The 19,848-nt window shown below is 72.4% G+C and carries 21 protein-coding genes; 8 read left to right on the top strand and 13 right to left on the bottom strand.

The features are described 5' to 3' along the window. Positions 1 to 34: 34 nt before the first annotated feature. Both ACZ64A_RS14010 and ACZ64A_RS14005 read right to left on the bottom strand, forming a co-directional pair. Positions 35 to 892 (bottom strand): PHP domain-containing protein, encoded by an 858-nt coding sequence (locus ACZ64A_RS14010; protein WP_469810422.1) that lies wholly within the window; start codon positions 890 to 892, stop codon positions 35 to 37. A 286-nt stretch (positions 893 to 1,178) separates the two neighbouring features. Next, on the bottom strand, positions 1,179 to 1,820 hold the full coding sequence (locus tag ACZ64A_RS14005) for a DUF6758 family protein (protein WP_469810420.1): 642 nt from the start codon (positions 1,818 to 1,820) through the stop codon (positions 1,179 to 1,181). 180 nt (positions 1,821 to 2,000) lie between these two features. On the opposite strand from ACZ64A_RS14005, the gene ACZ64A_RS14000 reads away from it, so the two are divergent. Then, positions 2,001 to 3,224 (top strand): MFS transporter, encoded by a 1,224-nt coding sequence (locus tag ACZ64A_RS14000; protein ID WP_469810419.1) that lies wholly within the window; start codon positions 2,001 to 2,003, stop codon positions 3,222 to 3,224. Between the two features lie 53 nt (positions 3,225 to 3,277). Here ACZ64A_RS14000 and ACZ64A_RS13995 read toward each other — a convergent pair whose 3' ends face one another. Then, positions 3,278 to 3,862, bottom strand: a complete 585-nt coding sequence (locus tag ACZ64A_RS13995; protein ID WP_469810418.1) for a suppressor of fused domain protein — start codon at positions 3,860 to 3,862, stop codon at positions 3,278 to 3,280. 455 nt (positions 3,863 to 4,317) lie between these two features. On the opposite strand from ACZ64A_RS13995, the gene ACZ64A_RS13990 reads away from it, so the two are divergent. Next, complete coding sequence (locus ACZ64A_RS13990; RefSeq protein WP_469810416.1) at positions 4,318 to 5,442, top strand: magnesium and cobalt transport protein CorA; 1,125 nt, start codon at positions 4,318 to 4,320, stop codon at positions 5,440 to 5,442. 71 nt (positions 5,443 to 5,513) lie between these two features. Further along, a complete protein-coding gene (locus ACZ64A_RS13985) occupies positions 5,514 to 6,026 on the top strand; it encodes a hypothetical protein (RefSeq protein ID WP_469810415.1) in 513 nt (170 codons plus the stop codon). Between the two features lie 38 nt (positions 6,027 to 6,064). Here ACZ64A_RS13985 and ACZ64A_RS13980 read toward each other — a convergent pair whose 3' ends face one another. Next, entirely contained in the window at positions 6,065 to 6,814 is a 750-nt protein-coding gene (locus ACZ64A_RS13980; RefSeq protein WP_469810413.1) for a hypothetical protein, read from the bottom strand. 242 nt (positions 6,815 to 7,056) lie between these two features. Between ACZ64A_RS13980 and ACZ64A_RS13975 the strand changes: the two genes are divergently transcribed. Genes ACZ64A_RS13975 through ACZ64A_RS13965 form a run of 3 tightly spaced genes read left to right on the top strand, consistent with a single transcriptional unit; the run spans position 7,057 to position 10,103 of the window. Further along, positions 7,057 to 8,340, top strand: a complete 1,284-nt coding sequence (locus tag ACZ64A_RS13975) for a magnesium transporter MgtE N-terminal domain-containing protein (RefSeq protein WP_469810411.1) — start codon at positions 7,057 to 7,059, stop codon at positions 8,338 to 8,340. After that, entirely contained in the window at positions 8,330 to 8,926 is a 597-nt protein-coding gene (locus ACZ64A_RS13970; protein WP_469810410.1) for a DUF1003 domain-containing protein, read from the top strand. The genes ACZ64A_RS13975 and ACZ64A_RS13970 overlap by 11 nt, the downstream gene beginning before the upstream one ends. A 43-nt stretch (positions 8,927 to 8,969) precedes the next feature. Next, positions 8,970 to 10,103 carry an Mrp/NBP35 family ATP-binding protein gene (locus ACZ64A_RS13965; RefSeq protein WP_469810408.1) on the top strand — a complete coding sequence of 378 codons (1,134 nt, stop codon included), beginning with the start codon at positions 8,970 to 8,972 and terminating at the stop codon, positions 10,101 to 10,103. A 24-nt stretch (positions 10,104 to 10,127) separates the two neighbouring features. Here ACZ64A_RS13965 and ACZ64A_RS13960 read toward each other — a convergent pair whose 3' ends face one another. The 6 genes from ACZ64A_RS13960 to sigE form a co-directional block, all read right to left on the bottom strand. Continuing rightward, positions 10,128 to 11,000 (bottom strand): DMT family transporter, encoded by an 873-nt coding sequence (locus ACZ64A_RS13960; protein WP_469810407.1) that lies wholly within the window; start codon positions 10,998 to 11,000, stop codon positions 10,128 to 10,130. Positions 11,001 to 11,129: 129 nt separating this feature from the next. After that, positions 11,130 to 11,795, bottom strand: a complete 666-nt coding sequence (locus tag ACZ64A_RS13955) for a hypothetical protein (protein WP_469810406.1) — start codon at positions 11,793 to 11,795, stop codon at positions 11,130 to 11,132. Between the two features lie 151 nt (positions 11,796 to 11,946). Further along, a complete protein-coding gene (locus ACZ64A_RS13950) occupies positions 11,947 to 12,390 on the bottom strand; it encodes a sec-independent translocase (RefSeq protein WP_469810405.1) in 444 nt (147 codons plus the stop codon). A 104-nt stretch (positions 12,391 to 12,494) separates the two neighbouring features. After that, entirely contained in the window at positions 12,495 to 14,546 is a 2,052-nt protein-coding gene (locus tag ACZ64A_RS13945; RefSeq protein WP_469810403.1) for a S1C family serine protease, read from the bottom strand. Between the two features lie 134 nt (positions 14,547 to 14,680). Next, positions 14,681 to 15,673 carry an anti-sigma factor family protein gene (locus ACZ64A_RS13940; RefSeq protein ID WP_469810401.1) on the bottom strand — a complete coding sequence of 331 codons (993 nt, stop codon included), beginning with the start codon at positions 15,671 to 15,673 and terminating at the stop codon, positions 14,681 to 14,683. Then, positions 15,670 to 16,377 (bottom strand): RNA polymerase sigma factor SigE, encoded by a 708-nt coding sequence (sigE, locus tag ACZ64A_RS13935; protein WP_469810399.1) that lies wholly within the window; start codon positions 16,375 to 16,377, stop codon positions 15,670 to 15,672. Before sigE ends, ACZ64A_RS13940 begins: the two co-directional genes overlap by 4 nt. Positions 16,378 to 16,612: 235 nt before the next feature. On the opposite strand from sigE, the gene ACZ64A_RS13930 reads away from it, so the two are divergent. Further along, positions 16,613 to 17,311, top strand: a complete 699-nt coding sequence (locus ACZ64A_RS13930; protein WP_469810818.1) for an O-methyltransferase — start codon at positions 16,613 to 16,615, stop codon at positions 17,309 to 17,311. A gap of 108 nt (positions 17,312 to 17,419) precedes the next feature. Here the strand turns inward: ACZ64A_RS13930 and ACZ64A_RS13925 are convergent, their stop codons facing one another. Further along, positions 17,420 to 17,587, bottom strand: a complete 168-nt coding sequence (locus ACZ64A_RS13925) for a DUF3117 domain-containing protein (protein WP_003966491.1) — start codon at positions 17,585 to 17,587, stop codon at positions 17,420 to 17,422. A 387-nt stretch (positions 17,588 to 17,974) separates the two neighbouring features. Here ACZ64A_RS13925 and chcB point away from each other — a divergent pair, with 387 nt between their 5' ends. Further along, entirely contained in the window at positions 17,975 to 18,778 is an 804-nt protein-coding gene (chcB, locus tag ACZ64A_RS13920) for a 2-cyclohexenylcarbonyl CoA isomerase (protein ID WP_469810397.1), read from the top strand. A 46-nt stretch (positions 18,779 to 18,824) separates the two neighbouring features. On the opposite strand, the gene ACZ64A_RS13915 is transcribed toward chcB, so the two are convergent. Together ACZ64A_RS13915 and ACZ64A_RS13910 are read right to left on the bottom strand one after the other, a co-directional pair. Then, positions 18,825 to 19,409: a DNA-3-methyladenine glycosylase I gene (locus ACZ64A_RS13915; protein ID WP_469810396.1), complete on the bottom strand. Its 585-nt coding sequence runs from the start codon at positions 19,407 to 19,409 to the stop codon at positions 18,825 to 18,827. Then, complete coding sequence (locus ACZ64A_RS13910; RefSeq protein WP_469810817.1) at positions 19,406 to 19,756, bottom strand: DivIVA domain-containing protein; 351 nt, start codon at positions 19,754 to 19,756, stop codon at positions 19,406 to 19,408. Before ACZ64A_RS13910 ends, ACZ64A_RS13915 begins: the two co-directional genes overlap by 4 nt. Between the last annotated feature and the right edge of the window lie 92 nt (positions 19,757 to 19,848).

Raw genomic sequence — 19,848 nt, 5'->3', positions numbered from 1 at the left:
AGTGAGAAAGAGAGAGGGGGCGTGAGCGGACGGCTCACGCTCCGCCGGCGCCGGGCACCGGGAACGCGCCGGTCGCGCGCCGTGTGATCTCGCCGTAGACCTCGGGATCGGTGGTGTACGTGCCGAGCTCGACCGTCTTACGGCTGCCGTGGTAGTCCGAGGAGCCGGTGACCAGCAGGCCGAGGTCCTTCGCCAGGCCGCGCAGCCGGGCCCGGGTCTCCTCGTCGTGGTCCATGTGGTCGACCTCGATGCCGTCGAGACCGGCGGCCGCCATCTCGGCGATCGCGGACTCCGGCACGGTCCGCCCGCGCTTGCTCGCGGCCGGGTGCGCGAAGACCGTGACCCCGCCCGCGCCCTTGACCAGCCGGATGGCTTCGAGGGGGTCGGTCTCGTGCTTTCCGACGTACGCCCGGCCGCCGTCGGCGAGCCAGTCGGCGGTGAAGGCGTCACTTACCGTGGGGACGACACCCAGCTCGACCAGCGCGGTCGCCACGTGCGGCCGCCCGACCGAACCCTCGCCGGCGATCCGGGCCACCTGCTCCCAGGTGACCGGCACACCCAGCGCGTTCAGCTTGGCGACCATGCCCTGGGCCCGCGGCACCCGGTCGTCGCGCACCAGCTCACGCTCGGCGAGCAGCGCGGGCTCCTCGGGGTCGAAGAGGTAGGCCAGCATGTGCATCGAGACGCCGTCGATACGGCAGGACAGCTCGGCGCCGGTGACCAGCGTGAGCCCCTCCGGGAGCGCGGCGATCGCCTCGGCGTACCCACGGGTGGTGTCGTGATCGGTCAGCGCGACGACGTCGAGTCCGGCCGCGGCGGCGTTGCACACCAGCTCGGCCGGGGTGTCCGTGCCGTCGGACGCGGTGGAGTGGCAGTGCAGATCGATACGCACGCGAACTCCAGCCGATGCCGACACAAAAGGGGACGCTCCAGCATACCGGGAACGACACCCTCCTTGTCACACCCCGAAGCGGGCGGCATCTCTTACATCCCGGGCACGGGTAACGCCCTCGAGTACACCCCGGGCACGGACAACGCCGTCGAGTACATCCCCGGCACGGACAACGCCCTCAAGGGGCGCGGGGAACTGCGCGACCCGCCACGACGCACCCGCACCCGCAGCCGCCCTCGACGAGCCGAGGTGCCCCAGTGGACACACGACTCAAGCGGGCACAGCCCTACGGCTTGAGCAAGCGCGGCGACAACGCCCCGCACGGCACCAGCTCGACCTCCGCCCCCGCCTCCCGCACATCCGCCAGCACCAGCTCGTCGTACATCAGCAGCCCCGACTGCTCCGGCCAGACCACCGCCCACAGCCACAGCCCGAGCGCCTCCCCCGCGAAGATCGCCCGGTCGGCCGGGCCACCCGCGACATGCCACAGCGGGGTGGGCCGGCCGGCGGCCAGCACCTTGACCTCGGCGGGTTTCTCGACGTTCAGATACGGCCCCGGGTCGGGCCCGTCCAGGCCGGCGTAGCGCGCGCCGAGCCCCACGCCCAGTTCCTCGGCGACGAGGATCAGCTCGCCCATGCCGCCGAGCGGGCCGGGGCCCGTGCAGGCCACCGCGGTCGCGCGGCCGCCGCTGCGGTCGTCGCCGGCGCAGGCCACGCCCGTGAACAGCCAGCCGACCGGCAGCGGCCACGGCATCCAGACCGGCACCTGGGTGCGGCGCACCACGGCGTTGAGGGCCTCGACACTGGGCGGGATAACAGGCTGCAACGGATACACCGTCCCGTGGACATCGCACTGCCAGGAATCGGCGAAGAGGCCGGGAGCCCTGACCCGGCCACCACACTTCGGGCAACTGGGTTCGCCCCTCATAGGGCTCCACGGTCCTACCCCGGCCGCGCCACGTCAAGGACGATCACCCGTCCGGACTCTCCCCGTCCGCCGCCCTCACCAGCCAAAACTAGATGCTACTTGCACTAATTAGCTCACCTAACTTACTGTATGCATAGTGCAATCATCTCTCGCCGGGCACACGCCGGGATTGGAGAAGACATGGACCCCTTCGACGCGGGAGCCGGCGGCATCCTGCGGCAGCCCAAGGCGGTCTGGGCGACCGCGGGCGCGTCCGTCGTCGCCTTCATGGGCATCGGGCTGGTCGACCCGATCCTGCCGTCCATCGCCCAGGGACTCCGGGCCACCCCGAGCCAGGTTTCCCTCCTGTTCACCTCGTACTTCCTGATCACCGCGATCGCGATGCTGGTCACCGGTTTCGTCTCCAGCCGCATCGGCGGCCGCAAGACGCTGCTGGCCGGCCTGGCCCTGGTCGTGGTCTTCGCCGGCCTGGCCGGCACCTCCGACTCGGTCGGCCAGCTGGTCGGCTTCCGGGCGGGCTGGGGCCTCGGCAACGCCCTCTTCGTCTCCACCGCCCTCGCGGTGATCGTCGGCGCGGCGGCCGGCGGCAGCGCGGCGGCGATCCTGCTGTACGAGTCCGCGCTCGGCCTCGGCATGGCCTGCGGCCCGCTGCTGGGCGCACTCCTCGGTGACGCCAGCTGGCGCTACCCGTTCTTCGGCACCGCGTTCCTGATGGCGGTGGGCTTCCTGTGCATCACGGTGTTCCTGAAGGAGCAGCCGAAGCCCGCCCGCAAGACGTCACTGCTGGACCCGCTCAAGGCGCTCGGCCACGGCGGCCTCGCCTCCGCCGCCGTCTCCGCGTTCTTCTACAACTACACGTTCTTCACGGTCCTGGCGTTCACGCCGTTCGTACTGAACATGACGCCGTACAAGTCGGGTGCGGTCTTCTTCTGCTGGGGCGTGCTGCTGGCCGTGTTCTCGGTGATCGTGGCGCCGCGGATGCAGGCCCGGTTCGGCTCGCTGAAGGTGCTGGGCGGCTCGCTGGTGCTGCTCGCGGCCGACGTGGCCGTCCTCGGCTACGGCGACCACACGACGGCGATCGTCTGCACGATCCTGTCCGGCGCGTTCATCGGCGTGAACAACACCGTCTACACCGAGCTGGCCCTCGGCGTCTCGGACGCCCCCCGGCCGGTGGCCAGCGCCGGGTACAACTTCGTGCGGTGGTTCGCGGCGGCGGCCGCACCCTACCTCGCGCCGAAGATCGAGGAGTGGAGCGACATCCACATCCCGTTCGTGGTGGCGGCGGTCACCGCGGTGCTGGGCGCGCTCGTGGTCCTCGTGCGGCGCAACGCCCTCACCCACGACGCGCAGGAGCTGGAGCCGCGGCACGCCACCGAGGACGGTGTCACGGTCTTCGCCAACTGACCGCCGCGAGCCCGGGGTTGGTGACATCGGTCACTCGCCCGGGGTCGTCCCGGTCACTCCAGCGGGACGGACCTGCGGGACGGATCCCGCAGGTCCGTTCCCTGCGTCAGCCACCTCTCCTGGAGCGCCTGGGCGCCGTGCACGCGCTTCCAGGCGGCCTCGTTCGGGGTCATCGGCAGCAGCGGCAGGAAGCGGACCGGGCCCATCGGGCCGTCCAGCTCCAGGTCCTCCACCAGCCCGCCGGGCTCGGCGACGAGGACGGAGGTGAAGGGGGCGCCCGGCCACAGCGGCTCGCCGACGTCCAGCGACGCGCCCGGGCTCACGACCAGTCCCTCGACCTGCGGGGACGCGGCCAGCACGGCGAGCGGGCGGAGCACCTTGTCGGTCTCGGTGACGCCCGCGCGCACCGACAGCACCAGCTCGGCCCGGGGGCCCTTGACGGGGTCGGCCAGCATCGCGGTGGGGTCGGTCATGGGCTGCGCGGACATGCCGAGGGTGGCGTAGCGCACGATGTCCCCCTCGTGGAAGCGCAGCACCTCGATCCGTTCCGTGCCGAGGAAGGTGACGGCCGCGCGCGCGTCCGGCTCGCCCAGCGCGGTGCGCAGGCGGGCCTCGACCAGAGGAAGAACATCTGCCATGCCGCGAGCATAGAACTCGTCAGTAGCGGGCAAAGCGGCGCCTTGACACACCGGTCGGCTGATACTCTTGGCCGGTCGGGCAGCACGCAGAAGCGTCGCCGTCGAGCCCGGCACCGAAGGAACTCCCTTACGAGGGACCGGCCGGAGGAGGTGGGGCTGTCATGGATCGAAGTCGACCGTGCAGTACCACTCGCTCTTCCGGCCGCTGATGCGGTTTCCCTGAATCCGGCCTGCTGCCGCCTTTCGCGCTCGCGCCTTCACTCGGAAGAGCACTTCGTTTCGTTTTGCCTGATCTGTCTGATCTGAATCAGCAGCGAAGCTCGCCACCGCGACGGTGCGGTGCTCCCCGCTTTGTGGATGTGCCAAACATGCGCACCCAGGACGTCCTCATTCCGGGTAGTTCCACCCGCTGCGGGTGACGGGGTCTTCGCTGCCCGATGCGAAGGAGCCCGCCCATGTCGATGATCCGCGACCTGCGCGCAGTGGTCCGCCCCTCCCGTGTCTCCCTGCGCAAGGAACTGCCCAGGACCGGCGGCTACGACACCTCCCCCCGCCCCGCCCGGCCGTCGGCCGTCGTCGACTGCGCCGTGTACCGCGACGGCGCCCGGCTGCCCAGCGACCGCCCGATCACCCCGCAGGAGGCCATGCGCCAGGTGCGGCGCGACGGCGGCTTCGCGTGGATCGGGCTGCACGAGCCGACCGAGGACGAATTCGCCGGTATCGCCACCGAGTTCGGGCTGCACCCGCTGGCCGTGGAGGACGCGGTGCAGGCCCACCAGCGGCCCAAGCTGGAGCGGTACGACGACTCGCTGTTCACCGTCTTCAAGACGGTCCACTACGTCGAGCACGCCGAACTCACCGCCAACAGCGAGGTCGTGGAGACCGGCGAGGTCATGTGCTTCACCGGGCGGGACTTCGTCATCACCGTCCGGCACGGCGGCCAGGGCAGTCTGCGCGCGCTGCGCCACCGCCTCCAGGACGACGCCGAACTGCTCGGCAAGGGCCCCTCGGCGGTGCTGCACGCCATCGCCGACCACGTGGTGGACGGCTACATCGCGGTCGCCGACGCGCTCCAGGACGACATCGACGCCGTCGAGACGGACGTCTTCTCGCCCGGCCGCAAGGGCACCCCGCGCGGCACCGACGCCGGCCGGATCTACCAACTCAAACGGGAGATCCTGGAGTTCAAGCGGGCCGTGTCACCGCTGCTGCGGCCCATGCAGCTGCTCAGCGAGCGGCCGATGCGGCTGATCGACCCCGACATCCAGAAGTACTTCCGGGACGTCGCCGACCACCTCGCCCGTGTACAGGAGCAGGTCGTCGGCTTCGACGAGCTGCTGAACTCCATCCTCCAGGCCAACCTCGCGCAGGCGTCCGTGGCGCAGAACGAGGACATGCGGAAGATCACCTCATGGGCCGCGATCATCGCCGTACCGACGATGGTGTGCGGGGTGTACGGAATGAACTTCCAGTACATGCCGGAGCTGCACTGGCACTACGGCTACCCGGTGATCATGGCGATCACGGGCGTGATCTGTCTGGGCATCCACCGCACGCTCAAGCGCAACGGCTGGCTGTGACGGGCGCGGCGGGCGTGCGCGGCACGGTGGAGGTGCCGGGGGCGGCGGGCGCCCTGGTTAGGCTGGGCGGCATGACAAGCGAGCTGCTCGACCAGGCCCTCGTCGAGGAGGCCACGAAGAAGTCCGGCCTCATCTGGGTCAAGGCCGCCGGTGCCCCGGCCGCGCGTGCGCTGTGGCACGTGTGGCACGAGGGGGCGGCGTGCCTGGTCGGCGACGGCAGCGGGGAGCAGCCGCTGACCGGTCTCACCGACGGCGGCTCGGCCGAGGTGACCGTCCGCAGCAAGGACAAGGGCGGCCGGCTGGTGTCGTGGCCGGCGAAGGTCGTCGAGCTGACGCCGGGCTCCGAGGCATGGGAGGCGGCTGTCGCCGAGCTGAAGGGGAAGCGGCTGAACGCGCCGGACGGTGAGGCGATGCCGGACCGCTGGGCGCGGGAATGCCGGGTGCTCCGCCTCGAGCCGTCCGGTTCCGTGCTGCCGTTGCCCGAGGGGTCGCTGGCCGCGGTCCCGGTCGGCTCGCCGGTGACGACCCGTAAGCCGGTCCCTGCGGGGTTGCCGCGGCTGCTTTTCAAGAAGCGGAAGCGGTAGGGCTGCGCGGCGAGGGGTGCCTGGTTCGGTCGTCGAAGTCAGGACGTCGGCAGTTGCCTGCCGTAGTCGACCGTGTCGTCCTTCGGCGGCTCGGTGAGGGCGAAGTCCTTGCCCCACTCCGAGAAGACCAGGGTGCCCGCGCCGCCGGCGCGGACCAGGCGCAGGGGGTACGGCTTGCCTTCCAGGGAGACGTCGAGGGTGCCGCCGGAGCCCTTGTCGCCGGTGATGCGGATGGTGCGCACACCGGACTGTTCGTGGTGGCCGTCCGTGGCGAGCGCCCCGTGCAGGGTCAGCACACTGTCCAGGAGGACGTCCTTGTCCGTGAAGCCGCTGAACCGCTGGTACGCGGGGTCGCGCTGCGGCACCTTCACGTACTTGCCGCCGAGCTTGTCCGCGGCCGCGGTGTCCGCCACCTTAGGCCCGCCCTTGGAGTCCTCGTGGTCCCAGAAGTCCGAGCCCGCCTTGAGGAAGAGCTGCTTGTCCACGCGCAGCAGCTGGAAGGTGCCCGCCTCGGAGACGACCGAGCCGGTGCCGCCGTCACCCTTGAGGCGCATGTCCAGCTTGTACGTGTGGCCGCCCGCCACCACGTTCCCCGCGAGGTGGACGGCGTCGACGGAGTCCGCGGCCTGCTGGGTACGGCTCTGGATCTGCGCGGCCGGCAGCTTGCCGACGCCGTTGGTGTTCGCGTCCGGGTCCTCGGAGCACCCCGCGAGCCCTGTCACCGCCAGCACGGTGAGCGCGCCGGCGAGCGCGTTCCGGCGGGTGAGGCCCAGGGCAGTCGCAGTCACGGAAGCAGGTGCCTTTCCGTCGAGGTCCACAGCGGCGTACGGCAGCGTACCGGGGCTCGGCACGCCGGGCGGAGCCAGTCCGTCCGGACCGCCCGCCGGGACGTATCCGAACGGGACGGGCTAGCCTGAAGCCCGACCGAGCGGGCAATTGGGGAAAGACTCACCGAAATCAGCACCTATTCCTGTAATCGTCACGCACCCATGTGGAAGCGTCACAGACCCATGTGAAGGAGGCCCAGGTCATGGCAGGGGGCGCCCCCCGGATCTTCGTCTCGCACCTCGCCGCCGTCGCCGTGTTCGATCCGAACGGCGACCAGGTGGGGCGCGTGCGCGATCTGGTCGTCATGCTGCGCGTGGGACGCCGGCCACCGCGGCTGCTCGGCCTGGTCGTCGAGCTGGCGACCCGGCGCCGCATCTTCCTGCCCATGACCCGGGTGACCAGCATCGAGTCCGGCCAGGTCATCACCACCGGCGTGCTCAACGTGCGCCGCTTCGAGCAGCGGCCCACCGAGCGGCTCGTCTTCGGCGAGCTGCTGGACAAGCGCGTCACCCTCGTCGAGACCGGCGAGGAGGTCACCGTGCTCGACCTGTCGGTGCAGCAGCTGCCGGCCCGCCGGGACTGGGAGATCGACCGCGTCTTCGTCCGCAAGGGCAAGAAGTCCAGCGCCTTCCGCCGGGCCAGGGGCGAGGCACTGACCGTCGAGTGGTCCCAGGTGACCGGCTTCTCCCTGGAGGAGCACGGGCAGGGCGCCGAGAGTCTGCTCGCCACCTTCGAACAGCTGCGCCCCGCCGACCTCGCCAACGTGCTGCACCACCTCTCCCCCAAGCGCCGCTCCGAGGTCGCCGCCGCCCTCGACGACGACCGGCTCGCCGACGTGCTGGAGGAGCTGCCCGAGGACGACCAGATCGAGATCCTCGGCAAGCTCGCCGAGGAGCGGGCCGCCGACGTGCTGGAGGCCATGGACCCCGACGACGCCGCCGACCTGCTCTCCGAGCTGCCGGAGGCGGACACCGAGCGCCTGCTGAGCCTGATGCAGCCCGCCGACGCGGCCGAGATGCGCCGCCTGATGTCGTACGAGGAGCACACCGCCGGCGGTCTGATGACCACCGAGCCGGTCGTGCTGCGCCCCGACGCCACCGTCGCCGACGCGCTCGCCCGGGTGCGCAACCCCGACCTGTCCCCGGCGCTCGCGGCGCAGGTGTACGTGTGCCGGCCGCCCGACGAGACACCGACCGGGAAGTACCTGGGCACCGTCCACTTTCAGCGACTGCTGCGCGACCCGCCGTACACCCTGGTCAGCGCGCTGCTCGACCAGGACCTGCAGCCACTGGCGCCGGATGCGGCGCTGCCCGTCGTCGCCGGGTTCTTCGCGACGTACGACATGGTCGCGGCGCCCGTCGTCGACGAGTCGGGGTCGCTGCTGGGCGTGGTGACCGTGGACGACGTACTGGACCACATGCTGCCCGAGGACTGGCGCGAGACCGAGTTCCACCTGGGAGAGGGGGCGAACGCACATGGCACCTGACCGCGACACCGGCCGCGACCGCATGCCCGCCGGGGCGACCGCGACCAGCCGCCCGCGCGCCCGGCTCGACCAGCCGCGGCCGCCGCGGCACCGCCTGCTGCCGGAATGGGACCCGGAGGCCTTCGGGCGGCTGTCGGAGCGCATCGCCCGGTTCCTGGGCACCGGACGGTTCATCGTCTGGATGACCGTCGTCATCATCCTGTGGGTGGTGTGGAACGTGGCCGCGCCCCTCCATCTGCGCTTCGACCGCTACCCGTTCATCTTCCTGACGCTGATGCTGTCCCTGCAGGCCTCCTACGCGGCCCCGCTGATCCTGCTCGCGCAGAACCGGCAGGACGACCGCGACCGGGTCAACCTCGAACAGGACCGCAAGCAGAACGAGCGGTCCATCGCCGACACCGAGTACCTGACCAGGGAGGTCGCCGCGCTGCGGATGGGCCTCGGCGAGGTCGCCACCCGCGACTGGATCCGCTCCGAGCTGCAGGACCTGGTCAAGGAGCTGGAGGCGCTGCAGAACGGCCATTCCTCGGAGCCGGTCGTATTCCCGGCGGAACGATCGCCCGGACGTGACGTAGACGACCGCTGACGGGCATCCCGGGCGGCGGCTACCGGGCCGTACCATCGTCCTTATGGTTACGGAAGACGCGGTGCGCGAAGCGCTGGCGACGGTGAACGACCCCGAGATCAACCGGCCCATCACCGAACTCGGGATGGTCAAATCGGTGGAGATCGGCGCCGACGGTGCGGTCGCGGTCACCGTGTACCTGACGGTGTCCGGCTGTCCGATGCGCGACACCATCACCCAGCGCGTCACGGACGCGGTCTCCCGCGTCGACGGCGTCACGCGGGTCGACGTCACGCTCGACGTGATGAGCGACGAGCAGCGCAAGGAGCTGGCCTCCGCGCTGCGCGGCGGCCAGACCGAGCGCGAGGTGCCCTTCGCCAAGCCCGGCAGCCTCACCCGCGTCTACGCGGTCGCCTCCGGCAAGGGCGGCGTCGGCAAGTCCTCGGTGACGGTGAACCTGGCGGCGGCGATGGCGGCCGACGGGCTGAAGGTCGGCGTGGTGGACGCCGACATCTACGGCCACAGCGTGCCCCGCATGCTCGGCGCGGACGGCCGGCCCACCCAGGTCGAGAACATGATCATGCCGCCGTCGGCGAACGGCGTGAAGGTCATCTCCATCGGCATGTTCACCCCGGGCAACGCCCCGGTCGTGTGGCGCGGCCCGATGCTGCACCGCGCGCTCCAGCAGTTCCTCGCGGACGTGTACTGGGGCGACCTGGACGTGCTGCTGCTGGACCTGCCGCCCGGCACCGGTGACATCGCGATCTCCGTGGCCCAGCTTGTCCCCAACGCCGAGATCCTGGTCGTGACGACCCCGCAGCAGGCCGCGGCGGAGGTCGCCGAGCGCGCCGGTTCCATCGCCGTGCAGACCCACCAGAAGATCGTCGGCGTGGTCGAGAACATGTCCGGCCTGCCCTGCCCGCACTGCGGCGAGATGGTCGATGTCTTCGGCACGGGCGGCGGCCAGACCGTCGCCGACGGCCTCACCCGTACGACGGGTGCGACGGTGCCGGTGCTGGGCTCCATCCCGATCGACGTACGCCTGCGCGAGGGCGGCGACGAGGGCAAGCCGGTCGTGCTGTCCGACCCGGACTCCCCGGCGGGCTCGGCCCTGCGCGCCATCGCCGGCAAGCTGGGCGGCCGCCAGCGGGGCCTGTCGGGCCTGTCCCTGGGCATCACGCCGCGCAACAAGTTCTGACGTCCGCCTGGGCGGCGACGGCCTCTACGAGCTGTCGTCGCCCACCAGCGTCTCCTGGGTGTTCGGCACGACCTGAGTGAGCCGCAGGACGCCCCAGACGATGCAGCCGATGCCCAGCGCCTCGGGCAGCAGCCACCAGCCGGTGCGGATGTGCTCGCCGAACAGCGTGACGCCGAGGACCAGGCTGACCGTGGCGTCCCCGATCGTCAGCGCGGGCTGGGACGCGGCCAGCGAACCGGCCTGCAGCGAGTTCTCCAGCAGCAGCAGCGACGCGCTTCCGACCAGTGCGAAGCCGTAGGTCTGCCAGGTGCTCAGGAAGACCGGCAGGCCGCCCTCCGAGAAGCTGTCGCTCGCGGTCTTCAGCAGGGCCGCGGTGAGGGCGTTGCCGGTGGCGGCGGCCGCCGCGAGCGCCGCGGCGCGGAACAGTGGCGGGCGGCCCGGGCGGGCGACGACCACGACGGTCCCCATCAGCCCGAGACACACCACGAGCACGGGCACCCAGCGGGTCATCGGCGCCTCGTTGCCGCCGCCGGAGGGCGCCGCCGACGCCAGGATCAGGGCCAGTCCGACGACCACCGCGGCCACCGCCCCCCAGCCCGCGGCCGGCATCCTGCGGCGCATCAGCCGGGCGGCGATCAGCAGGGCGAAGGGCAGCTCCAGGATGAACAGGGGCTGCACCAGTGCCATCGGCCCGTTGAGCAGCGCGAGCGCCTGACAGGCGGCGGACGCCAGCACGCCGCCGATGCCGATCAGCCAGACGGGGTGCCGGGCCAGCGCCAGCAGCAGCCGCAGTCCGCCACCGCTCGGGACGGACGAGGCCGCCTTGCGCTGGAACGCCGTACCGACGGCGTTGCACGCCGCTCCCGCCACGGCGAAGGACGCGGCCACCAGGATCACACGTCCACCATGCCCGACCCCGGCCGCCACGTCCTGCGGGAACGGCCGCGGGGGCGAGACCGGCGCCCTCGCACGGCGGCGCGGGCGCCCTGCGGGCTCCTGACCCGGGGCGCGCATGTCCCCGGAGGGTCAGGCGTAGGCGGCGATGTCCTTGATCACGGCGAAGCCCAGGCCGTACGCGCTCATGCCGCGTCCGTACGCGCCGACGTGCACGCCCTGCTGGGTGGTGCCGGCGAGGACCCAGCCGAACTCGGACTCCCGGTAGTGGAACGGCGTCGGCACGCCGTCCACCGGCAGGGACAGCGTGGACCAGTCCTCGCCGTCGAGGTCGTCGGCGAGCACCCAGGCCGTCTCCGTCTGCTGCTCCAGCCAGTCGTCGCGCAGGGTGTGGTCCATCTGGCCGGGCCAGGTGAACGACAGCAGCCCGACCCCGGCGAGCCACGCCGCCGAGGAGACGGACGTCGCCTCCAGCAGCCCCGTGCCGTCGGCGCTGCGCCGGGAGGGGTGCGCGGCGACGGTGACCACCACGGCGAACTTCTCGCGCGGCTCACCGGCCGCACCGCTCTCGCCCCGCACGGAGGGCTCGTCACCGTGCCCGATCGAACCGTGTTCGACGGCCCCGTCGGCCGCCGTACCGACCTGCATCAGCCAGCGCGGCCCGGTGAACGCCTCGTCGAGGCCGTACCACGGGAAGGGCGCGCTCAGGTAGCCGTCGACCGTGCGCCGTGCGGTGGGGACCTGCTGTCCACCCTCCGCGGCCGGCGCCTGCGCGACTCCCCGACTCGTCGTCTCCATCTGCCCGGACGCCTCCTCGCTCTCGTCGGACCGGACGGCCCGCCCCCCTTCGGGCGTACTCGTCCGATCCGCACAACAACTCGGCAGCATATCCATCTCGCCGCGGGCAGCCGGGAATCCGCCCGGCGCGTGGGTCGCGCGGGCGGCGCTTTCAGGTCGCGTCGGCGTCGAACGGCGGGCGGTCGTCCTTGCCGCCGTCCTCGGGCTTCTTCGTCATGTCGATACGGCCGGAGGCGGCTGCCGGGGAGCCGTTGGCGGCGGCGATCTCGGTGTCGCGGCTGTGCACCGCGTCCGTGACCTCGGCCATCTCCTTCTTCAGGTCGAAGCCGTTGCGGATCTCCTTGAGCCCCAGGTCCTCGTTCTCCATCTGCTTGCGGATGAACGTCTTGGGGTTGAGGTCCTCGAACTCGAAGTCCTTGAACTCCGGGCCCAGTTCCTGCCGGATGTCCTGCTTGGCGCTCTCCGAGAACTCGCGGATCTTCCGGATCGTCCGCATGACGTCCTGGATGACCTTGGGGAGCTTGTCCGGACCGAAGACGAGCACAGCGAGCACGATGATGGTCACCAGCTCGAGTGGTCCTATGTCATTGAACACCTGTAGCTCCTCGCGATGTCCTCGGCCGGGTCCACGGTACCTGTCCGACCTGTCCGACCGGTACCGTCCCGGGGTGAGGTTTACGTCAGTGGCGCGACCGGGCCTCAGTCGCCGCCGGCCGAGCCCAGGACCAGCGAAACCTTCTCTTCATGTGCCCCTCGCTCGATCGTCACCTCCAGACGGTCGCCGGGGCGGTGCGCGCGGGTCTTGACGATCAGCTCCTCACCGGAGTGGACGATCTGGCCGTCGACCGCGGTGATCACGTCGCCGGGCCTGATCCCCGCCTTGGCGCCGGGCCCGCCCGGGGTGACGGACGGCCCGCCGCCGTCGCCCTGCGCGCCGACGCGGGCGCCGTCGCCGGTGTAGTCCATGTCGAGGGTGATGCCGATGACCGGGTGCGTGGCGTGGCCGGTGTTGATCAGCTCCTCGGCGACACGCCGGCCCTGGTTGATCGGGATGGCGAAGCCGAGGCCGATGGATCCGGCCTGCCCGCTGCCCTCCGCGTCACCGGCGCTGTCGGCGGACCGGATGGCGGAGTTGATGCCGACGACCCGGCCGCGGGAGTCAAGGAGCGGACCGCCGGAGTTGCCGGGGTTGATCGGCGCGTCGGTCTGCAGCGCGTCGACGTACGACACGTCGCTGCCGTCGCCCTTCTCGCCCCCGGCGGTGATCGGCCGCTCCTTGGCGCTGATGATGCCGGAGGTGACGGTGCCCGCCAGGTCGAAGGGGGCGCCGATGGCGACGACGGGGTCACCGACGCGGACGTTGTCGGAGTTGCCGAGGGGCATGGGCTTCAGGCCCTTGACACCGCTGACCTGCACGACGGCGAGGTCGTAGCCGCTGTCCCGGCCGACCACCTTGGCCTTGGCGGTCTGTCCGCCGTTGAACACGACGGTTATCTCACCGCCGGTGCCGGCCGGCTGGACGACGTGGTTGTTGGTGAGGATGTGGCCGCGGGTGTCCAGGACGAAGCCGGTGCCGGTGCCCTGCTCCTCGCTGCCGGTGACATGCAGGGTGACCACGCTCGGCAGCGCGCGGGCCGCGATCCCGGCGACGCTGTCCGGGGCCCGGCCGGCGGGCTCGTCCCCGGCCTGCGGCAGCTCGACGGTCGTCCCGATGCCGCCGTTGCGCTCCAGGTACGCGCCGACGAGCCCGCCGACACCGCCGGAGACCAGCGCGACCGCGAGCACGAAGGCCACGGCCGCCCGGCGCTGCTTACGGCGCCGCTGCTGCTCGGTGTCGACGGCGGCACCGGTCTGCTGCAACGGCGCGTGCACGCCGGGCACGGCCTGCGAGGACGCACCGGTCGCGGCCCAGGGGTCGTAACGCTGCCACGGATCGGCGGCGGGCACAGCGTCGTGGGGGGCGGGGACGCCGGGGGCCGGGACGCCGGGCGTAGAGACGGGAGTGTTCTCGGGACCGGCGGGGGCGGGCGCCGGGGCGGAGGCCGCCGGGGCCGGGGCGGGGGTCGGGGCCCCGGCGGAGACCGCCGGGGCCGGGGCGGGGGTCGGCGCCGGGGCGGAGGCCGCCGGGGCCGGGGCGGGGGTCGGGGCCGGGGCGGAGACCGCCGGGGCCGGGGCTGCCATGGGCGCCGGGGCACCCGGAACGCTGCCGTGCGGCGGAGCCGCCATGGGCTGCGGCGCGGGGCCCTGCGGCGGCGCGGCGGGCTGCGGTGCCGGCGCCGGTGCTGTCAGCGCGCCGGAGGCAGGGGCCGCGGCGGGAGGCGCCGCCGGGGCCGCCGGGTGCTGGACGGGCGGTGCCGGTGCCCACGGGCCGGGCTCGCCGTAGGGCGGGGTGCCGTAGGGGTCGGGGTCGTGCAGTGGCCTCGGCCGCTCGGCCGGGACTGCGGCCTCGGGGACGGTGGCCCCCGGCGCCGCGCCGGAGCCCGCGGGGGCCGGCTCGCTCAGCTCGTAGTCCCCGTCGGCCGGCGCCGGACGGCGACCGTCCGCCGCTCCCCCGTCGCCGTCGGTCTCCCGAGCGTGCGGCCGGGCCAGGGCGAAGTCGGCGTGCGGATCCTGCGACCCGTCGTCCTTCGCGCCGGCGGTCACGGCCGCCTCGGGCCCGGTGCTCCGTTCACCGGACGGACCCTGCTCGGACGGCCCCTGACCGGACGGACCCTGACCGGACGGACCCTGCGTGGGCTTCCCCTCGTTCATGCTCTCCCCACGGGTGGCCGCGGCCCGGCGCGTCGGCGGCGGCCGCGGATGGTCGAACCCCGCGCCCGACGGCATGCCGAGGGCGCGGCTGATCTGGATTCAACCAGGTTCGCGGGCCTGCCGCGCAGAGGCCGTCAGGGGGAGGACGTGGCGGAAGGCGAGGAGGAAGGGAACGAGGGGAACGCCGGGCCGCCGGACGCCGACAGGGACAGCACACCCGGCGTCGTCACCGCCGGCGCCGGGGACGGCGTGGTCAGTGCGATGGGCGCCGTGACGCTGAGCGGGCGTATCAGCGGTGACATGGCGGCCGCACCGGCCATGACGGGTGTGGTCAGCGTGCGCGCCACGTCCTGGAGGGTGCTCGGCGTGGGCAGGCCGGGCAGCAGGGGAGCGGACAGCGTCGTGGGTGCCACCGGGGTGCCCGCGAACGTGCTCTGGCCGCTCTGCGCCATCAGCGGTGTCGCGCCCCGGCGGCGCTGGGACTCGGGAGCGCTCGCCGCGCCCGTGGTCGGGGAGCCCGCCGGGGTGACGTTGCTGCCTGAGCCGGCCCGGGTGTCCGTGGCGGCAGGGCTGCCGGTGGTGACACCGCCCAGCGCGATCGCGGCCAGCGACACGGCCCCGGCCGCGACAAATGCGAACCGCAGCCCCCGGGAGGGTCCGGTCTCGCCCCGGCTGACGGGGTGGATGCGGAAACCCGGCGCGGCGGGCACCGGCACCGCCGCGGCGTGCCCGTGTCCCGGCCCGCGGCCCGGCGCGTAGTCGAAGTCGAACGGCGCTCCGCCGCCCCGCTTCACGCCGAAGACCCCGGACGCCCCGGAGCGTCCCGGGAAGCCGGAGAAACCGCCGAGCCCACCCCCGCCGAACGGCGAGCCGCCGCCGTCGAGGTCACCTCCCCCCGGCAGCCCCTGGAGACGGGCCAGGAAGCTCTCGGACGGGGGCGGTGGCGCCACCTCCGCGAAGACGTTCTTCAGACGGCGCTGCGCGTCGACCTCCGCCTTGCACTTCGGGCAGGTCGCCACGTGCGCCAGGACGCGCTCACGCGTCTCGTGACCGAGTTCGCCGTCCACCAGGGCGGAGAGCCGGTCTCCCAGGTGCTGCTCTGCGGGGTTGGGACGTGATCCACTCACGCGGTCGCGCCCCCTCCCCCCAGCACGGGCACGCGGGCCATCAGGGAGCGGCGCTCCCGGGCCTCGGGCGAGCGGTGGGCGAGCGCCTTGCGCAGCTGGGAGCGGCCGCGGTGGATGCGCGAGCGGACCGTGCCGAGCTTGACGCCGAGGGTCGCGGCGATCTCCTCGTAGCTCAGTCCCTCGATGTCGCACAGGACGACGGCGGCGCGGAACTCCGGGGCCAGCGTGTCCAGCGCCTGCTGGATGTCGGCGTCGAAGTGGGCGTCGTTGAAGACCTGTTGCGGGGTGGGCTCCTTGCTGGCCAGCCGCTCGGCCGCGTCCTCGCCGAGCGCGTCGAAGCGGATGCGCTGCTTGCGGCGCACCATGTCCAGGAAGAGGTTGGTGGTGATGCGGTGCAGCCAGCCCTCGAAGGTGCCCGGCGAGTACGTCGACAGGGAGCGGAAGACACGGACGAAGACCTCCTGGGTGAGGTCCTCGGCGTCGTGCTGGTTGCCCGTGAGGCGGTAGGCGAGGCGGTAGACCCGCCCGCTGTGCGTGCTGACGATCTCCTCCCAGGTGGGCGGAGTCCACGCCTGGCCGTCCGCGTCGGTGGAGAAGGTCGCGGTCTGGGCCGGGCCTGCGGCAAGGGCCGCGGCGTGGCTGGTGTCAGCGGTGTCGGTCACGGATTTCGGCCTGCCCGCCGATCCGAGGAAGCGCCGCAGCACTCCTCCCCGGTCCTCAGGCGCGGCCGCACCTCCCCTGTCAGCTCTGGTGGTGTCCAGTGGAGCCCCTACCATAGCCACCTCGCCCGTTAGGACCGGATAAGCGGTTTTACGAGAATTTGATCTGTGCTGATACGGCTCATACGGCTGCGTCAGCACTTGCTCGGCGCCGCGCGCCCCGTCGTGATCCAACTGTGTCCCCCCGGTGCGTCTCCCACCCTTCTAAACGCCCGGTCCCATCTGCGGGTTCCCGGCACCAACGGATACAGTCACGCCGAGGCAACCATGGGGACAGGAGAGGGTCATTACCGGCAACCGGCAGACGGACTGGGCGTTCGCCGACGCCTTTGTCGCCGAGGACGACGCGCTGCTGTGGGCCCGCGACCGGGCCCTCGAGGCGGGGCTGCGTTCGGTGTCGCCCGGCACGGGCGCGGCGCTGCGGTTGCTGGCCGCCACCGTGGACGCCAAGGCGGTGGCGGAGATCGGCACCGGCTGCGGCGTCTCCGGCATCCATCTGCTGCACGGCATGCGTCCCGACGGGGTGCTGACCACCGTCGATCCCGAGCCGGAGCACCAGCAGTTCGCGCGGCAGGCCTTCCGTGCCGCCGGGTTCGCCAGCAACCGGGCGCGCTTCATCCCCGGCCCGGCCCTCGACGTCCTGCCGCGGCTCGCGGACGCCGGCTACGACCTCGTCTTCTGCGACGGCGACCGGCTGGAGTTCATGGACTACCTCGCCGAATCGTTGCGCCTGCTGCGCCCCGGCGGCCTGGTGGTCTTCGAGGGCGTCTTCGCGGCCGGGCGCACGGTCGACTCCGGTCCGCAGCCGACCGAGGTCATACGGATCCGGGAGCTGCTGCGCGCGGTGCGCGAGAGCCAGGACCTGGTGCCGTCGCTGCTGCCGGTCGGCGACGGCCTGCTGTGCGCGGTCAAGCGCTGAACCGCTGTCCCGCCGCCTCTGACCACGTGCGCCCTGACCTGTGCAAACGGCCGCCCCGGCACCCACTTGGGGCGCCGGGGCGGCCGAAAGGATATGGTCGCTTGCGCGTCAGCCGACGACCTTCTTGAGGGCGTCGCCGAGTGCGTCGGCCTCGTCCGGGGTCAGCTCGACGACGAGCCGACCGCCGCCTTCGAGCGGAACGCGCATGACGATGCCCCGCCCCTCCTTGGTCACCTCGAGCGGGCCGTCGCCCGTCCGCGGCTTCATGGCCGCCATGCTCGTTCCCCTTCCTGAAACCAGCTCATCGTCAAAGCCGACGGCCCATGAAGGGCACGCGCGGGCCCACCGCCCGGAAGGGCCCAGGACACGCGTCACCGGCATCGAACACATTGCTTCCAGGCCATTATCCCGCATCTCAGGACCCGATGACCAACATCAGTCCGCATCGCTTGGGCAACGCGCGCGAGCAAAACCACTCAATTCGGCGATGTGCCTGCGATACTGCTCGGCCGCGCGGACGGCTCCCGGGTGCGCCGTGCGTGGAATTGTTTGACGCACCTCACATGTCCGGCCCGGTCCAGCGCCGGTGATCTCCGCCATGCTGTCCTTCGTACACCGGCGTACCGAGCGGTACGCCGTGCCTCGACACCGGAGGGATGCGCCATGGCCGACACCGTGCTCTACGAGGTGAGCGACGGGCTCGCGACGATCACGCTGAACCGCCCGGAGGCGATGAACGCGCTGAACATCGCGACCAAGGTCGCCCTCCGGGAGGCGGCCGAATCCGCGGCGGGCGACAGCGCCGTACGGGCGATCCTGCTCACCGCGGCCGGGGACCGGGCGTTCTGCGTGGGCCAGGACCTCAAGGAGCACATCGGGCTGCTGGCCGCCGACCGGGAGTCCGGGTCGGGGCAGACGATGAGCACGGTGAAGGAGCACTACAACCCGATCGTGCGGGCCCTGGCCGGCGCGCCGAAGCCGGTGGTGGCCGCCGTGAACGGCGTCGCGGCCGGCGCCGGCTTCGGTTTCGCGCTCACCGCGGACTACCGGATCGTCGCGGAGACGGCCGCGTTCAACACGTCCTTCGCGGGCGTCGCGCTGACCGCCGACTCCGGCATCTCCTGGACCCTGCCGCGCGTGGTCGGGCCCGGCCGCGCCGCCGACCTGCTGCTCTTCCCGCGCAGCATCTCCGCCCAGGAGGCGTACGAGCTGGGCATCGCCAACCGGCTGGTGCCGGCGGCCGAGCTGCGCGCGGAGGCGGAGAAGCTGGCGCGGCAGCTCGCCGAGGGACCGACGGTGGCGTACGCGGCGCTGAAGGAGTCGGTGGCCTACGGCCTGACCCACTCCCTGGCCGAGACGCTGGAGAAGGAGGACGAGCTGCAGGCCCGCGCGGGACAGTCCGAGGACCACGCGATCGCGGTGCAGGCGTTCGTCAACAAGGAGAAGCCGAAGTACCTGGGGCGGTAGGACTCACGGCCTCACCGGCCTCACCGCCTCACCGGTCTCAGGGGTCTCAGCGGCGGCGGGCGACGCAGTCGGCCAGGTGGTCGTCGACCAGCCCGCACGCCTGCATCAGGGCGTACGCCGTCGTCGGGCCGACGAAGCGCAGGCCGCGCTTCTTCAGCGCCTTCGACAGGGCCGTCGACTCCGGGGTGATGGCGGGCACGTCGGCGAGCGTTCTGGGGGCCGGGCGGGTGCCCGCGTCCGGGGCGTGGGACCAGATGAGGTCGTCCAGCTCGCCGGGCTGCCACTCGGCGAGCGCCCGCGCGTTGGCGAGCGTGGCGTCGATCTTGGCTCGGTTGCGGATGATGCCCGGGTCGGCGAGCAGCCGTTCGCGGTCGCCGTCGTCGAAGGTGGCGACCTTGGCGATCTCGAAGCCGGCGAAGGCGGCGCGGAAGCCGGGGCGGCGGCGCAGGATGGTGATCCAGGACAGGCCGGACTGGAAGGCCTCCAGGGCGAGCCGTTCGAAGAGGGCGTCGTCGCCGTGGACCGGGCGGCCCCACTCCTCGTCGTGGTAGCGCACGTACTCCGGTGCGGACAGGGCCCACGGGCAGCGCAGGGCGCCGTCCGTGCCGGCGAGCGCGGTGGCCGTCGTCACTGCTCCTCCTGATGCTCGGGCTTGTCCAGGGGCACCCGGGTGGCCGCGGCCCGCGCCCCGGCCAGCGCGGACTCCAGGTCGGCGATACGGGCGTCCCGCTCGGCGAGTTCGGCGGCGACGCGGTTCAGGGCGTCGTCCACGTCGGCCATGCGGTAGCCGCGGGCGGCGAGCGGGAAGCGCAGGGCGTCGATGTCGGCGCGGGAGACGGGCCGGTCCGGTGGCAGCGGATCGTGGAGCCGCTCGGGGCCCGCCTCCGGCAGCGGCCCGGTGCCCTCGCCGCCGCCCAGCACGGCGAGCGTCACCGCGGCCACCACGACGGCGAGCGCGACGACCAGGAACAGGAACATAACCATCGCCGGCTACCCCACGTTCGGTGTCTTCAGTGTCAGGGTCCGATCGTGCCATGCGACGCTGACAGTTAGGGTCACAGGCGGCGCAA

This window comes from Streptomyces sp. NPDC104814 (assembly GCF_055583185.1).
The sequence above is the reverse complement of the archived record's forward strand: the minus strand, read 5'-3'. Positions and strand labels throughout refer to the sequence as shown.

Excerpts from the sequence above, each read along its gene's own strand:
- ACZ64A_RS14005 (WP_469810420.1), bottom strand. The coding sequence starts at position 1,820 with ATGAGGGGCGAACCCAGTTGCCCGAAGTGTGGTGGCCGGGTCAGGGCT.
- ACZ64A_RS14000 (WP_469810419.1), top strand. The coding sequence starts at position 2,001 with ATGGACCCCTTCGACGCGGGAGCCGGCGGCATCCTGCGGCAGCCCAAG.
- ACZ64A_RS13995 (WP_469810418.1), bottom strand. The coding sequence starts at position 3,862 with ATGGCAGATGTTCTTCCTCTGGTCGAGGCCCGCCTGCGCACCGCGCTG.
- ACZ64A_RS13990 (WP_469810416.1), top strand. The coding sequence starts at position 4,318 with ATGTCGATGATCCGCGACCTGCGCGCAGTGGTCCGCCCCTCCCGTGTC.
- ACZ64A_RS13985 (WP_469810415.1), top strand. The coding sequence starts at position 5,514 with ATGACAAGCGAGCTGCTCGACCAGGCCCTCGTCGAGGAGGCCACGAAG.
- ACZ64A_RS13975 (WP_469810411.1), top strand. The coding sequence starts at position 7,057 with ATGGCAGGGGGCGCCCCCCGGATCTTCGTCTCGCACCTCGCCGCCGTC.
- ACZ64A_RS13970 (WP_469810410.1), top strand. The coding sequence starts at position 8,330 with ATGGCACCTGACCGCGACACCGGCCGCGACCGCATGCCCGCCGGGGCG.
- ACZ64A_RS13965 (WP_469810408.1), top strand. The coding sequence starts at position 8,970 with ATGGTTACGGAAGACGCGGTGCGCGAAGCGCTGGCGACGGTGAACGAC.
- ACZ64A_RS13955 (WP_469810406.1), bottom strand. The coding sequence starts at position 11,795 with ATGGAGACGACGAGTCGGGGAGTCGCGCAGGCGCCGGCCGCGGAGGGT.
- ACZ64A_RS13945 (WP_469810403.1), bottom strand. The coding sequence starts at position 14,546 with ATGAACGAGGGGAAGCCCACGCAGGGTCCGTCCGGTCAGGGTCCGTCC.
- ACZ64A_RS13925 (WP_003966491.1), bottom strand. The coding sequence starts at position 17,587 with ATGGCGGCCATGAAGCCGCGGACGGGCGACGGCCCGCTCGAGGTGACC.
- chcB (WP_469810397.1), top strand. The coding sequence starts at position 17,975 with ATGGCCGACACCGTGCTCTACGAGGTGAGCGACGGGCTCGCGACGATC.
- ACZ64A_RS13910 (WP_469810817.1), bottom strand. The coding sequence starts at position 19,756 with ATGTTCCTGTTCCTGGTCGTCGCGCTCGCCGTCGTGGTGGCCGCGGTG.